General features: G+C 37.1%; 10 protein-coding genes. 6 read left to right on the top strand and 4 right to left on the bottom strand.

The genetic code is table 11. The features are described 5' to 3' along the window. Positions 1-20: 20 nt before the first annotated feature. The 6 genes from GN105_RS02135 to GN105_RS02110 all read left to right on the top strand — a co-directional run bounded on the left by GN105_RS02135 (position 21) and on the right by GN105_RS02110 (position 5,504). Positions 21-725: a hypothetical protein gene (locus GN105_RS02135; protein WP_155283800.1), complete on the top strand. Its 705-nt coding sequence runs from the start codon at positions 21-23 to the stop codon at positions 723-725. 33 nt (positions 726-758) lie between these two features. After that, positions 759-1,985, top strand: coding sequence for a DUF4625 domain-containing protein (locus tag GN105_RS02130; RefSeq protein ID WP_155283799.1), 1,227 nt, complete (start codon positions 759-761; stop codon positions 1,983-1,985). Between the two features lie 306 nt (positions 1,986-2,291). After that, the gene (locus tag GN105_RS02125) at positions 2,292-2,975 is read left to right on the top strand and encodes a hypothetical protein (RefSeq protein WP_155283798.1); all 684 of its coding nucleotides are present in this window, start codon (positions 2,292-2,294) and stop codon (positions 2,973-2,975) included. A gap of 24 nt (positions 2,976-2,999) precedes the next feature. Further along, a complete protein-coding gene (locus GN105_RS02120) occupies positions 3,000-3,728 on the top strand; it encodes a DUF4625 domain-containing protein (protein ID WP_155283797.1) in 729 nt (242 codons plus the stop codon). 33 nt (positions 3,729-3,761) lie between these two features. Next, the gene (locus GN105_RS02115) at positions 3,762-4,559 is read left to right on the top strand and encodes a hypothetical protein (RefSeq protein WP_155283796.1); all 798 of its coding nucleotides are present in this window, start codon (positions 3,762-3,764) and stop codon (positions 4,557-4,559) included. Between the two features lie 21 nt (positions 4,560-4,580). Next, the gene (locus GN105_RS02110) at positions 4,581-5,504 is read left to right on the top strand and encodes a hypothetical protein (RefSeq protein ID WP_155283795.1); all 924 of its coding nucleotides are present in this window, start codon (positions 4,581-4,583) and stop codon (positions 5,502-5,504) included. Positions 5,505-5,558: 54 nt separating this feature from the next. Here the strand turns inward: GN105_RS02110 and GN105_RS02105 are convergent, their stop codons facing one another. The 4 genes from GN105_RS02105 to GN105_RS02090 all read right to left on the bottom strand — a co-directional run bounded on the left by GN105_RS02105 (position 5,559) and on the right by GN105_RS02090 (position 14,959). Continuing rightward, positions 5,559-8,420 (bottom strand): M16 family metallopeptidase, encoded by a 2,862-nt coding sequence (locus GN105_RS02105; protein ID WP_155283794.1) that lies wholly within the window; start codon positions 8,418-8,420, stop codon positions 5,559-5,561. Between the two features lie 356 nt (positions 8,421-8,776). Beyond that, complete coding sequence (locus GN105_RS02100) at positions 8,777-10,123, bottom strand: TlpA family protein disulfide reductase (protein WP_155283793.1); 1,347 nt, start codon at positions 10,121-10,123, stop codon at positions 8,777-8,779. Between the two features lie 39 nt (positions 10,124-10,162). Then, positions 10,163-11,599: a RagB/SusD family nutrient uptake outer membrane protein gene (locus GN105_RS02095; RefSeq protein ID WP_155283792.1), complete on the bottom strand. Its 1,437-nt coding sequence runs from the start codon at positions 11,597-11,599 to the stop codon at positions 10,163-10,165. A 21-nt stretch (positions 11,600-11,620) separates the two neighbouring features. Then, entirely contained in the window at positions 11,621-14,959 is a 3,339-nt protein-coding gene (locus GN105_RS02090) for a SusC/RagA family TonB-linked outer membrane protein (RefSeq protein WP_173014952.1), read from the bottom strand.

The raw sequence follows: 14,959 nt of genomic DNA, 5'->3' as shown, positions 1-14,959 counted from the left end.
ACAAAGAAAAATAATATTAAATGATAAATTTATTTTTTAGAAGTAGTTTTGTTTTACTATTCTTATTGGTTAGTTGTACAAAAGATGCTCCCGTTCCTACTAACGAGAAGTTGGATAAAGGTCACGAAGAGTGGAGTAGAGTTACATTAACTTTTACGGAATTAGAAACAGAACAAAAGCAAGTTCTTGACTTTGTAAGTGTAGAAGGGACGCCTACTCGGCAAAGTAACGAACCCGTTGCGTGGCAAGCAGGAAAGAATTATTTTTTAGAATTGGTGTATTATAATGTTAAAGGAGAGCGTATGAATTATGAATATGTTACTGCGGAAATGGCACCAATCCATCAGCATTTTTTCTTGTTAGGAAAGCAAGATGGCGGAAGATTTAAGAGATTAAAACCGGAAGAGATGGATAAAATCGTTACTTATAAATATCAAGATACAGACCCCGAAACAGGATACTTGAATGCCGGAGCACGTTTGCGACAACGTTCTTGGGATAAAACAAATCCGACGGCAGAAGACCCGGTAGGGCTGAAAGGTATTTTTAGCGTTGCGAAAGATGCTCCGACAAGTGCGTATGATATTCGCGTTACGTTGGCTCATTTCTTGTCGGCTAATAAACTTGAAAACGGAGAGGTGCGTAAATACAACGTGCTTCCTTATACTAACTTTTTTGCATCGGATATTAACTTGATTCTTCCGGTTCAAATAACAAATCAATAATTAGATAAATAATAACATAAAACAGATTAAAAGATGAATAATTTATATAAAATGGTAAAAGCTACACTTTTAGTAGCATTGTTTACCACTGTTTTTATCGCTTGTGATAAGGACGAAAAAGAGATATTACCTGAACCGAGCATTGAAGCGGTAGAGATAGGAGAGGGGAATTCAAAAGAAGTGTCTGCCGGACAAGATTTGCACATTGAGGCAAAAGTAAAGGCAGCAGTTGCTTTTAAAGAAGTAAAAGTAATGATTAAATCAGAAGAAGGGACATCTTCTTTTGAAGTAAATCAGGATTACCCGAATTTGGTAGGAAAAGCATCAGGAGATATTCATAGTCATTTTGATGTTCCGCAAACAGCCAAAATAGGAAAGTATGTTGTTTCAATCCAAGTAACGGATAATTTAGGCAGAACGAAAGAACATAAAGAATCACTTACAGTTGTAGCAGCCAAAGAAACACCTTCCGCCGTAAAGTGGCATAAAATGGAAATTGCTTTCATAGAAGGACATTCACACGGAAGAGTTACCGCAACAAGCGGATATTTTCACGGAAACCCCGAAATACCTGAAGTGAAGTATTTGAAACCCGTACAAAAGTTTGTCTTTGAAAACAAAGAAGGAAAAATAGTTGGTTCAGAAGAAAATAAACCTCTTCGTTGGCAGGCTCGTGTAAAAGGCAGCCAAGTAGGAACATCACTTTACGGAATCAAAATTGTATATTACGATGCTCAAGGTAATAGAATAAACGAGCAATTTGCTACGGGAAATCATCAACATTTCTTTTTGGTTGAGGAAATTACCAAAAATGTAAATGCACCTGCCGATAAGCAACTTCCGCAAGCGGATAAGGTATTGTCATTTGTATATCGTGATACGCAACCTGAATCGGAAGATTATAAACCAAAAAGCCCTAATTTGCGTGATGTACAAGACCCTGTGGGACTTAAAGGTGTTTTTGAACCGGAAGTATCGCACATTAATTTCAATTTGAGAATTGTTTTGGTACATTTCAACGATGCCAATCCAAAATTAGTAGGAGGAAAAACACGTGCCTTTAATGAATTGCCTGCTTCTGCACAAAAAGAGACAGATGTTATGGTTCCCGTTCATATTTACACGGAACGAGGAAGTAACGGATATATCGGAGAGGCAGCAAAAGAATTCGGAGTTACAGAAGATGATATCGAGGCTGATGAAGATATTATTTTGGAAGTTGATCCGCACGGACCGGGAGCAAGTCCTGTATATATGTAATAACGATGACATTAAAGATATTTAGGTTACAAACCAATTACTTCAAATTATCGTGATTTCAGAAGCATAAAAAATGCTATCTGAATTGAAGACCTCGTATGATTTCAAGAAAGATGTTGGCGTGTTATTGCTTGCTAACGGTGATTGCTTTCTTTTAGTTATGATAATAGACTAAAAAGAAGAGAAATTCCTATACGGGGGAAACGTCAATAAAGAAGATAATTACATAATCCATTATAATGGTTGGTTTGTGTTCAAAGGAATATGAACCAACCATTCAAATTCAAATTTTAAACTTACAAAACAATGAAAAATATATTTAGATTAGGATTTCTGACACTTGTATTAAGCATTATGGCAGCTTGTACAAAAGAAGAAACAAAAAAAGAAGAACTTCCGAAACCTGACTTGACAAAAGAGTTTGATATCACAGAATATTTTATAGCAGGTACGCTCGGTAGTAAAAATAAATCGGTGTATTTGATAAAATTCTTGGAGAAAGGGAAAGCCGTATTTTTAAATTCGTCACAGGAATTTATCGGTAATTATACTATGACGAAAGATACTCTTACTTTCGAGGTGAAAAATGAAGCTAACTATCGGATTGCGAAATTTGCTTTGAATGATAAGAAACAAGTAACTTCGGCTTATTATAGAGCTTTGAAAATGGAATATCCTGCTACGGCGAGTTTGCTATCTGTTCCGCAGGAAAATCAATTAGCCGGAAAGGTTTTCAAAGGTGAAGAATACAAATTCGGAGAACCATTCCGTCCTGTTTTTCATTACAAATTTGATGAGAAAGGTACGCATTATGGTTCGGGAGTAGATGCAAACGCTATCACACCTGATAGGAATATAGAGCTTATTAACAATTGTGCTTTTCGATTTAAAGATACAGGAATTTCAGAAATAGGATATCTTGCGGGAGATACTCTTACTGTTTTCAAAGTTCAAGGACTTTATTATTTTGGACAATATAAACAACAGTAATCATTTATTAAACAAAAAGAAAATATGAATATAAATAAAATAAAACACCTATTTGTTGTGCTTGCTGTGGTGCTTTTGCAGGCAGTAGTAACAAGCTGTAATAAAGATGATGATAACAAAATAGAAGAAATCATCATACGAAAACCAAAAGTGGAAGACCTTGAAATAGGTTACCAAAACAGTAAAAAAGCTCATCCGGAAAGTGATTTACATCTGGAAGCATATATTACAGCAGAGGAAACCATAAAAAGTGTTCGAGTGCAAATCACTCCGAAAGAATCGGGTATCTCTTGGTTTGTAGACATTACTTATACAAAAGGATTTGCAGGAAATAAAGAAGCGAATTTGCATCAACATTATGACATTCCTAAAAAGGCAAAAGAAGGAACGTATGATGTACTTATCATCGTAACCGATGCAAAAGGAAATAAAACCATTGTAGAAGATACTTTAACCATTGAACGCGACCCTTCCTTACCGATGGCTACCCAAAGAAGCAATTCATATGAAAATAATATGCTGAATGTAAAAGCAAAGGTTTCTGCACTTAACAAATTGGCAAGTATTCACGTAAAAGTGAAAAATATTGAACATACTTACACCGATGATGATTTAGTGGGGCAAACTTCTTATGACTTGGATAAAAATATTGATGTATCATCGCTTGCCAATGGTCATTATCACTTTTTTGTAACTATCACTGACCAAAAAGGAAAAAAATTCTCGTACGAGGGACATTTTGATAAGAAATAATTATATAACACATTAAAATAATTTTATAAACGAATGAAAAACACACTTAAATTAAGTTTTTTGGCAGTACTTTTTATTGCTTTTGTAGGTTGTACAAAGGATAATTCTGATGAAAACAAACCAAATCCTGAAGAAACAAAACCTCAAACAGAACCCGAATTCACTTTTGATTCTACGACACATCCGCTCAATGTATTACAATTGAATATTCTGAATGGTTTTATCGGAAAACCCAAAATGGAACTTATCAATCAATTAAAAACAGATAAGGTTTCTTTTGAGAAAAACGAAGATGAAACAGAAGACGATGATGAGGATATTACCGAATTGACTTTTATAGCAGAAGCAAAAGACGCTCCCTTTAAAAGATATAAGGTGAAAGCTAACTTTCAGAATGTTGCTGATTTGGATAAGCGTCCGTATGAATTGTACGATGGCGTTGCTTCTTTTGAAATAGTTCCGGTAGATGAGGCAGGCAACAAAGTAACAAGTACGGAATTCAAAAAAGTTTTTGATTATTTCCACGTACGTTTCAATGCTTTGCAGCCATCTAAAAAGGCGTATAAATATATTCGTAAAAGAAATGATTTACCTCCATATTTTGTTGAGCGAGATGACTATGCTGATTTTATACAATCAATGGATAATCCGAATATTGAAGCTGACGGACAGATAGAATGGACAAACAATCCTACTCCTTGGGCAGAAAATAGTTCAAAAGCTAAAAACACTCCAACAGTTGTAGTGAAATACGATTATGATGATAAAACGTATAATGTTGAAATAGCATTTAACTATCCAAATGATTTTTATAAAAATATAAAGAAATAATTAGTTCAAAAATTAAAACTTATGAATAACATATTTTTACACAAACTAAAAACGGCTGTATTGGCTGTAATGGGGCTTTTTATAATCAGTTGTACAAAAGATGCTCCAACTCCGTCAAACGAAAAAGAAGATAAAGGACACGATGACTGGAGCAAAGTAACTTTCACCATCCGCAGAGGGCATTTGCACGGTGATTCTTTTCACGCTAATCCTGAAAATTTGCTGTACCCAACGCAAGTTTTTACCTTTGAAACTGACGGAACCAACATCGTACGGAAAAACAAAGACGGGAAAGTTTTGGAAAAAGGTGAAGAGCCTATCTTGATGATTGCAGGAGGGCAGTACGCAATGGAAATTGTGTATTACAATGCTAAAGGAGAACGAATGAATCACGAGTTTACAACATCGGAGATGCTCCCGATTCATCAGCATTTTTTTACTGTTAAAGAATATTTGAACACTAAAACAAATCAAACTTCAACAGAAACTTCTGAATTATTGAGTTATGCGTATCGCGATACGAATCCTGAGAATGTTATGGTGGGGCAGTATATTGACAAAAGAAATAGTACTAAAAGGTCAGAACTAACTAATGATGCTTTGGGATTGAAAGGATATTTTACGCCCAATGTAGCTTATGCGAAGTTTGATATGCGAGTGCGTTTGCTTCACGTTCAGAGAGGTACGAAATACGTTGGCAACAACAAAAATAAAGGTACTTTTCCGTTCAACGCACCTTCTGATGACTTGTTAGTCAGAAGCGGAACTGATTTTGACCAATTACTTCCCGTACACGTTTTGACAGAACCTTCTTCTGGTAATGATGGTGATTATGAGCGTTTTGTGCAAGATTTAGCTGATTACTTCAAGAAATCAACTGATGAAATCAAACAAATTTTAAGAGAATCGGCTGAGCAACAAGAAAATTCCAACTATTGGATGTAATGTAAATAATAAAAAAAACTCCGTTTGAATGCAAACGGAGTTTTTTTATTTAGATTATTGTGCTTGGTCAGGAAGTAAAACAAACTCAAATAATTGAGAGTTTTTCAAGTATTTATTTGCTACTTTCTGAACTGATTTTGGCGTAACCTTATCCAAACTTTTCATTTTTTGTTCGGGTGTTACCAAAGGCTCTTTGTATTGATAACATCTTGCAATATAGCTACTCCAAAAAGAGTTGTCTTTTATAACGAACTCCAATTGACGTTTTTGCTCTATTTTGAATTTATCCACATCTCCTTGTGAAGGACCATTCTTTTTGATTTTTTCAATTTCCTCCAAAGTTGATTTAATCAAAGATTGATATTTTTCAGCACCCGTTCCGAAGTTCACTTGGAAACTGTATCTTGCTTTCGGATATTTTGAAAGTCCTGAGCTTGCTCTCACGCCATAAACTCCTCCTTCTTGTTCTCTTAATCGTTCCAAAAGTTTGATAGTCAATACGCTTTCCAACGCATTCATATTGATGTTTTCAACCTCGTTGTATTTGTAATCTCCTCGATAAGAAAGAGAAACAAATGCTTTTTGTTCTTTGCCTTTGTACGTGGTGTGTTTCAATCCTTTTTTAGGTCCGTAAAGCCCTAAATCTTTGGCTTTTTCTTTACGTTTTAGGCTTGGCAAGGCAGCTAAATATCCTTCTAAATAAGGTTTGATTTCTTCCTCAGTGAAAGAACCGGTAATCACGAAAGTAAAGTCAGAGGCATCGGCGAATCGGTCTTTGTAAATGCTCAAAGCTCGCTCTTTATTGATTTTTCTGATATTTGCTTCAGTGATAGGAGTTCTTCTTACATTTCCTTTGTACAAAAGTTTCAATATATCTCTTCGGAAAATGAAATTAGGGTCGTTTTCCTGATTGGCAAGTGAGGAAATACTTCGAGCGATAGTGCTTTGGAAAACATCATCATCAATGCGAGGTTCGGTGAAATATCCGTAGATTAACTCAAAAGCTGTTTTTAGCCCTTCTTTGTCAGAATATCCCGAAATTCCTTCGCTGTCTTCTCCCACCGATACGTTGATTGATACGTTTTTGCCCGTCATATATTTCCCTAATTCGATGGCATTGAGCTGACCTACTCCGCTGGCACTTACCAAAGAATTGGCGTACGATGCCGAAAAATAATCTTCATCGCTGTACAATGAAGTTCCTCCCGGACTAAATGAAGTAATTAGTATCTCGTCGTTTTTGAAAGTAGTAGGTTTTAAAACTACTTTTACTCCATTGCTTAGGGTCAATTCTTTAGCTCCAACCGCTATAAGGTCTTTACTTGAAACTATGCTTCCGCCTTTTTGAGGCTGTTTTGCAAGCAAAGGTAGCTCAGAAACTTTGTCCTCATAGGCAGCAATATTTTCTCCTTCTACTTGAGAAAACCAAGTATTTATTTGGTTTTCAGTAGGAAGAGAATTTTTTTCTTTCTCAGGAGCTGTTATCAGAATATCACGATTTATATCGACGTAATGCGTTTTGGTGATGGCTTCCACTTCTTCCAAAGTAAGTGTGGGAAGCAATTTTTTGGTAAGCTGATAACTGTCTTCGTCGCTCATAGCGGGCATTTCATCTAAAAAGTAGCTCAAATAACGCTCCACGTATTCATCTGATGCCGTTTTATTACGTTCAATATAAGCATTTTCGTTGGCTTTGTTAATTACGGTAATGATTCGGTCAAATTCCGTTTTTGTAAATCCGTGTTTTTGAACTCTTTCTAACTCACGTACCAAAGCCTTGAAGCCTCTTTCCAATTCACCCGGTTTGGCAGTAACAGATGCGGAGTAGGTGTCTAATCCTCCGATGAATTCACCGATACTTACATTTGCCGAAAGGAACGGTGTGTCAGCAGATTGGCGGAGTTCTCCCAAACGTCCATTTAACATTTGTCTGTACACCGATTTAAGCAGATATTCACGATAATCGCCTATAGTTTTTATTTTTTTTCCGGGAAGTTTTATGATTATCTGAACAGATGTTCCTGTTGTTTCAGGGTCAGTTACGGCTTTGAACTGATTTTTGTTTAACAAAGGAACGGTATATATCTGTCTTTTAGGCGGATTAGCAACTGTTCTCATATCAGAAAACAATCGTTTAACTTCCTTTTCTATGTATTCGGCATCAATGTCTCCTACTATGATAAGAGCCTGTAAATCGGGTCTGTACCAATCTTTGTGGAACTTACGGAGTTCTTCGTGTGGAAAGTTGGAAACAATCTCTTTCGTTCCGATAGGCAAACGCTTGGCATATAGCGAGTTGTTTAATAACATCGGGAAGTATTGGTCGCGCATACGTTGCTGGGCACCTCTTCCTCCTCGCATTTCTTCTAAGATAACGCCTCTTTCTTTGTCGATTTCTTCACTGGTAAGCGATGCGTCTTGAGCCCAATCACGCATTACTTGCAATCCGTTTTTGAGCAATTCGGGGTCGTCCGAAGCAATGGGAAGCTGATACACCGTTTGGTCAAATCCGGTATAGGCATTCAGGTCAGCTCCAAAACGTACACCAGCTTTTTGTAAGTAGTTAACTAATTCATTTTTAGGAAAATGCTTAGAGCCGTTAAAGTTCATATGTTCCATAAAGTGAGCCAATCCGTGCTGAGCGTCCGTTTCTAAAATAGACCCAACTTTTAACGCCAAATACATCGTAACGCGGTTTTTGGGTTCTACGTTTTTACGGATAAAATATCGGAATCCGTTGGGGAGTGTGCCTGTCTTCACTTCATCATCGAAAGGCAGAGGCTTATCCAATGACAATGAGTCTTTTACATAAAAAGCCTGTCTGCTTGTTTCGTTTAAAGCGAATGCCTGAACACTACCCTGAAAAAGCATTGTTCCTAAGAAAGCCAATGCAATAGGTTTCATAATTCTCTTCATATAGACTAAATTTAAAAAAGATATAATTAGGCAAAGGTAAGAATATAAAGTGAATAATGCTAATGTATCATAAACTAAATAGTTTAAGGACACGAAATTATTTTTTAGTATTTGATTTATGGAGAAATTTGGCTGTTAATCATCAACCTTCTGACAATGTTTTTCTTGAAAAAAAACAAAAATCAGACAAAAATAAAGTACAACTTTAAGTTTGTCTGATTTTTTACACAGCCTGATTGTTGATTTTTAATATCTGTTATATGAACAAATATTTTACGCACAACCTTTAGCTCTTTGTTCGTGTTCAAGTTTCCGAATTTATTTGAAGAAACCCAAACGAACTTTTCGTTTTATTTTTACAAATGTTTGTTTATCAATTCTTTGATAGATGAAGCGGAAGGACGTGGAGCATTAGCATCGATGATGTTTCCTTCTTTATCAATCAGAATAAAACGCGGAATTGACTGAATATCATACAGATTAGCGAAATTGTCCGTAACGCTCATATCTGAATGTAACTGAACTCCCGTGAGTTTATTGGCTGTTTGGTAATTAGTCCATTTTTGTTTGTCTTGGTCTATGGAAATGCTAACGAAAACGATGTCTTTTCCGTGATATTCATTTTCAAGTTCCTGCAATTTTGGAATTTCTTTCAAACAAGGAACGCACCAAGTTGCCCAAACATCAATATAAACAAGCTTTCCTTTGAAACTTTCAAGTGATGTTTTTCCTCCTGCAAAATTGTCAAGTTCAAAGGCAGGTGAAGGATTACCGGGTTTTAGTTTTTCAAAACTTTCATAACGCATTTGAGCCCGTTTGATAGCATTTTCGTCTTTAACAAATTCTTTTATCCAACTTAAAAGTTGCTCGTTGGTTTTGGAATCATTAGAAACAGATAATCCTTCGATAAAAGTGTGTGCCAAAAGTCCTTTGATGTTTTCAGATTTCAAGCCACGTATGTGATTGACAAGCATATCCCAATCCGGATTTTCCCGATTTATTTTGGAATAGAAATTTTCTGAAACAAGTTGTCGGTATTCCGGAAAAGACTCGAAATCAGTACTGTTGTCATAATCAAGAGCCGCCAATTCATCGGCAAATTCTTTTGGTAATTCGATTTGCGAATCGGAAAAACGTGAGTGAGCTTTTGGGTATATGGATTTCAACTGCAAATTAAGGTATTTGTTTGCTTTTTCCTCCAATGCAACGAAATCTTTGGGCAATCCTTTTGAGTTATTCAAAAACTCTTTATATCTTCTGTCGATTTCTTCAACATCTTTCTTGAAGTTTTCAGTGTCTTTTTGGAAAAGCTCCATAAATCCTTGTTGAAGTTCTCTGGTCAGAGCTGTCTTTCTTTGCAAGTAACCGGTGATAAGGGTGTCTTTTCCTTGAAATTCAACTGAAACGGGCTGTTTGCCAAGGTCGATATTAACAATCACGTGGTCTCCTTTTTGCAAATACAACGGAACGTAGAGTCCGGTAGTGTTAAAAAGTGTGTAATAATTAGGCTGAACGTTCAGGGTGTCAGAAAAACTTCCGTCTTGGTTTACTTTCAAACTTTGTTGTAGGTTTGTTCCTCCTGTGATTTGAATGGGCGAACCGTCGTAATTGGCTATTTTTCCTGATAGAATAATGTGCTCACTTTGTTTTTTACAAGCAACAAAACTCAACATTGCGAATGATAAAATGAATAATTTCTTCATAATGGTGTCAATTAATTTTTTATTGTTATGTATAAATCCTTATTCTGCCAATAAAGGATTTTCTTTTACGATGCTTTCAGGGAACGAAATAGTATAGCGTATGTCGTTCGTATTCAGGGTGTAAGTGCGATCTTTGTATTTATGAACGATTTGCTTTTGTTGATTTCTGCGAAGGTCAAACCACCGATTTCCTTCGGCGAAGAGTTCTATATTTCGGTCGTTTAAAATTCGTTGTAATAAGGCATCTCCTGCAAGAGCTCCAATTTCGGTTTCCAAAGTTGCTGTTGCTTTGTGTCGTTTTTTGAGTAGCATCAAAAAAGTAGCTTTTGCTTCATCTTCTCTTTTTAAACGTGTAAGTAGTTCAGCTTTTGTTAGATATAACTCTCCGGTTCGGAAAGAACATCTTGAAAGTCCTTGTTTTTTGATGCGATATTTGTAATGAGCCATCGGGCAGGTAAAATCCCTTGGGTCGGGACATTCTTTTGAATAATCAGCAGAATAATCCGGATCAACCGAAATGACCATTCTCAAATCGGTAATTTTTGAATCAGGAGATTGAAAATGAGTCGTTTTTCTGTCCTGTGTAGGGTCAAAATAATTCAAGAAATCATCAGTTATGTATGCGGTGTTTTCTTCTCCCATAGCGGGTCTGTCCAAAGCCATTATCATTTCTTCTGAATTTCTTTGATAATAGAAAACAGTCGTCGCATCATAAATATCGTATCCTAATGTTGACAAATCTTGAAGATTGGATTGCAACGCCAAAGCCTTATTGGTGTATTCCAATGACTTTTCCCATTCGCCCATATACAGATAAACGCGTGAGAAAAAGGCATATAAGGCTACTTTTGAAAAGGCGTAATTGCTGTTTGGTTTCTGTTTTTCAACCTTCATCATTGCTTCGGCTTGTGTCATATCCTTCAAAATCAAGTCATAAACTTGTTCTGTGGTTGCCCGAGGGAAAGGTTGCTCCAAATCTGTTTTCAAAACCAACGGAATAGCCTTATCGGTATTTGCGGTAGTCTTGTCATAGTGTTTGGCATACATATTTACCAATCCGAAGTAGGCATAAGCTCTCAGGGCGTGAGCCTCTGCCAAAATTTGGCTTTTCTCATCGGAAGCGGGCATTTTTTCGCCTCCTGTGTTAATCACTTCGTTGGTGTAAAAAATGGTTTGGTAAAACATCTGATAAGGCGGAGCGTAAGGCGAATTGTCAAAAGTAGTTGGCACTTCACCCCACGAATACATATTCAGAATTTGGTTGTCTTCCTTGTCCGATTCGTTGAGCGTTATGTTATCGGTACGCAAAAACAAGGTTGATTTGTAGTTTGGAAATTCGTGATATCCTCGGTTGAGAAGATATCTGAAATCTTCAGTAGTTTGGGGTATGACACGCCCTTTGGGAGTAACGTCCAGAAATTTGTCGCAACTTGCAAAAATTGTGGTTACAGCCAGTAAGATATATATTTTTTTCATTTCAATCAAAATTTAATCATATTAAAAAGTAACATTCACCCCAAACGCAACAGAAGTGGGTATGGGTTGTACATAGATGTTTCCGTAGGTTTCAGGATTGAAGAAGCCTGTGTAATCATTGCTGATAACGAATAAATTACGTCCTTCCAAACTGAAACGCATTGATGATAACCCAATTTTTTTGGTTACCTCGCTATCCAAAGAATATCCTAAACGAACGCTTGATACTCTGAAGTAAGTCATTTCCTTTGCCCAAATATCCAAACTTTGATAAACGTATGGAAATTCCTGAATTCCTTTGAAAGCCTCATAATCCAATTCATTTACGGTAGTTGGTCCGATAATACGCGGTAGCAAAGTGTTGGTGTTTTCTGGTGTCCAAGCATTTAGCACATCTCTTGACATATTAGGACCTCGTTGTAAATTAACAATCTCATAAGAAGGGGTTCTTCGCATCATTTGTTTGAAAACGAGATGCCCGTTGATAGTCAGGTCAATATTTTTGTATTTGAAAACGTTGGTAAATCCGCCTGTAAATTCAGGGTCTTTGTTTCCTGCGTATTGCAATAAATCCAAAAGTTCTTTTTTGTTGTAAGATGTTGAAACAAAACCATTTGCTGGATTTTTAACCATTTTGAAGAAATCCTTTGCCGAGTGGCTGTTTCCTTGCTTGTCTACAAACAAAGGTAATCCGTTGTTGTCCAATCCGTTGGTTTTGAAAACAAACATTGCATTGACCGGATAACCTTGCAATGAAGGCGAAAAAGTATTAACATCTACATCTACTTTATCTACGTTATTCGTATTTTTAGAGAAAACGAAGCTGGTAGTCCAATTAAAATCTTTTGTTTTTATGTTCTGTGTGGTGAGCGTTATTCCAAATCCTTTGTTGGTGATTTGAGCCCAATTTACTATGGAGCTGGAAAAACCTGTTTCGTATGGTAGAGTTCGTTTGCCAAGCAAATCTTTACTGATTCGCTTATAAAACTCCCCACTGAAACGAACTCGGTTATTAAATAAGGACAAATCAACTCCAAAATCATAGTTATGAGTGGTTTCCCAACGCAACTTGTCATTAGGAGGTAAGGCAACTTTTATTGAGGTTACGTTGTTTGCCGACAGATTGGTCGTTCGGTAATCTCCCAAAATGAAAGGCGATGTTGAACGGTCGATATTTCCTTGCAATCCGTATGAGGCACGCAATTTCAGATATGAAATATATTTGTTGTTTCTTAAAAAATCTTCTTCCGAAACTGTCCAAGCTCCTGATATTGCCCATAGAGGCAAGTACTTATATTTAGGGTCTACTCCGAAAAGGTTCGAGCCGTCATAACGAATACTTCCGAAGAACGTATAACGATTGTTATAGGTATAAGAAGCCGTTCCGAAGAAAGAAGCGTACGCATTTTCCTTATCAACTCGTGGCGGTATTTTAAACTCGTCGTACAACTCGGGGGCTCCTTCCTTGTCTATGGTTTGATGCGTTAAGGTTTGAGGATTGTACCCGAATATTTTCTCGTAAGTGGTTTCCCCGAGATTTCTGCGAAGCTCGGAACCTACGAGCAAATCAAACTCATTTCGCTCATTGATTTTGAAGTTGTATTGAAGGGTATTTTTCCAATTGTATTGGAAGAACTGACTGTTGTCTCTGTAAATGATGTCGCCTTCCTGCAAATAATAACTCGGATCTGTGGGCGAACCGTAACGTGACATACGCTTTCTGTTACGGGCAAAGTAACTTTCCCATTTGGCGTACTTTTCCGCAATATCCCTATCTACCTGCAACCCAATTTGAGAGAGGAAAGTCAGGTTTTTCACCAGTTTGTATTCCAAATCGAACACGGCTTTTAACGACAGATTTTTCAATTTGTTCGAGGTATTTTGTCTTTCCTCCAAGAAGTTAAACAAAATATTCTCAGTTCGTGAGTCAATACCAACTTCTCTGTCGTAATTAAAACTTCCGTCCTGATTGTACGGAGTTAAGTACGGATTTACTCGTCTTGAATAGTATAGCGGATTGGTAAAATATCCTGAATCAGAAACATACGAATCGCGTTGTGATTGCGAACCTAAAATAGAAGTGTTTATTTTAAGTTTATCAGAAATCTTAAACGAGTTGTTCGTTGTGATGGTAAACCGATTAAATCCGGTGCCTGTGGTTGTTCCCTTTTCATCGAAGTAACCCAATGAAAAATAATAGTTTATATCGTCGCTTCCTCCGGAAATACTTGCCGTATATTGCGAGTTAAACGAATCGCTGAACAATATTTTATCCCATTGCGTGTGATTGTTTCTCAAGGCGTCGATTTTGGACTGAGTTTCTGCGGAAATAATTCCCGTGTTTTGATAATTTGAGTATTCTCCAGCTTGATTTAGAATGCGATACACCTCTCCCGATTCGGGGTGATAAGTTAAATCGGCACGCCGAGCCATTGCCAGCTCAAAATCTACTTTCTCAGAAGAATTCATCAGATTAAGTCTTTTAAAATCAGGACGAAATCCTATAAAAGTATTTGCCGAAACATTTACGTTCATTTCGCCTTTCTTACCTTTTTTGGTGGTAACTACAATCACTCCGTTTGCTGCTCTTGCTCCGTAAATTGCTGTGGCGGCGGCATCTTTAAGAATGGTTACATTTTCGATGTCTTCGGGATTGATTCCGGCTATGGAATACGAACGCAAAGCATCAATGGCGTCATCAACCTGACCGATACCTGAACTTAAATCAGGGGCGATGTTGTCATCTAACGGAAGCCCGTCAATAACCCAAAGCGGGTCTTGCGTCCCCTGCAAAGAAGCCGTTCCTCGAATACGAATTTTTGAAATTTCACCGGGCGACCCCGAAGCGATGTTTGTCTGCATACCGGCAACCTGTCCGCTTAAAAGCTGGTCAATACTTGAAACTCCGGCTTGTATGATGTCTTTGGTTTCCAGTTTGGTAACCGAAGCCGTAAGCCTGCGAGCCTCAATTTTTTGGTATCCCGTTACGATAACTCCCTCCAACTCATTGTACTCTTCCGTTAGTGCAATTTCATAATAATCTTTTTTAGGGAGAATATTAACAACCTTTGTTTTGTAACCTAAAAAGCTGACAGAGAATTGCGTAACATCATCAGGTATTTTTAATGAAAAATGCCCATCAAAATCGGTAACCGTTCCCAAACTGAGACTTACAATTACGTCTTTCTCTTTGGTTTGTTGAGCTTGGCTTTTTGAAGGAACCGATACAGCTGCTCCAGGCAAGGGTTGTTTGTCCTCGTCGGAGATAACCTTCCCGGAAATTACCCGATTTGTTTGCGAATAAATTCCGTTTGAGAGCATAGCCACTCCCAGAAATGCGAAAATGAAAAAATACCTCAT

The organism is Capnocytophaga felis (assembly GCF_009684755.1).
GTDB lineage: Bacteria > Bacteroidota > Bacteroidia > Flavobacteriales > Flavobacteriaceae > Capnocytophaga > Capnocytophaga felis.
The sequence above is the reverse complement of the archived record's forward strand: the minus strand, read 5'-3'. Positions and strand labels throughout refer to the sequence as shown.

Bases quoted from the DNA above. Each gene is read 5' to 3' on its own strand.
- GN105_RS02135 (WP_155283800.1), top strand. From the start codon at position 21: ATGATAAATTTATTTTTTAGAAGTAGTTTTGTTTTACTATTCTTATTG.
- GN105_RS02130 (WP_155283799.1), top strand. From the start codon at position 759: ATGAATAATTTATATAAAATGGTAAAAGCTACACTTTTAGTAGCATTG.
- GN105_RS02125 (WP_155283798.1), top strand. From the start codon at position 2,292: ATGAAAAATATATTTAGATTAGGATTTCTGACACTTGTATTAAGCATT.
- GN105_RS02120 (WP_155283797.1), top strand. From the start codon at position 3,000: ATGAATATAAATAAAATAAAACACCTATTTGTTGTGCTTGCTGTGGTG.
- GN105_RS02115 (WP_155283796.1), top strand. From the start codon at position 3,762: ATGAAAAACACACTTAAATTAAGTTTTTTGGCAGTACTTTTTATTGCT.
- GN105_RS02110 (WP_155283795.1), top strand. From the start codon at position 4,581: ATGAATAACATATTTTTACACAAACTAAAAACGGCTGTATTGGCTGTA.
- GN105_RS02105 (WP_155283794.1), bottom strand. From the start codon at position 8,420: ATGAAGAGAATTATGAAACCTATTGCATTGGCTTTCTTAGGAACAATG.
- GN105_RS02100 (WP_155283793.1), bottom strand. From the start codon at position 10,123: ATGAAGAAATTATTCATTTTATCATTCGCAATGTTGAGTTTTGTTGCT.
- GN105_RS02095 (WP_155283792.1), bottom strand. From the start codon at position 11,599: ATGAAAAAAATATATATCTTACTGGCTGTAACCACAATTTTTGCAAGT.
- GN105_RS02090 (WP_173014952.1), bottom strand. From the start codon at position 14,959: ATGAGGTATTTTTTCATTTTCGCATTTCTGGGAGTGGCTATGCTCTCA.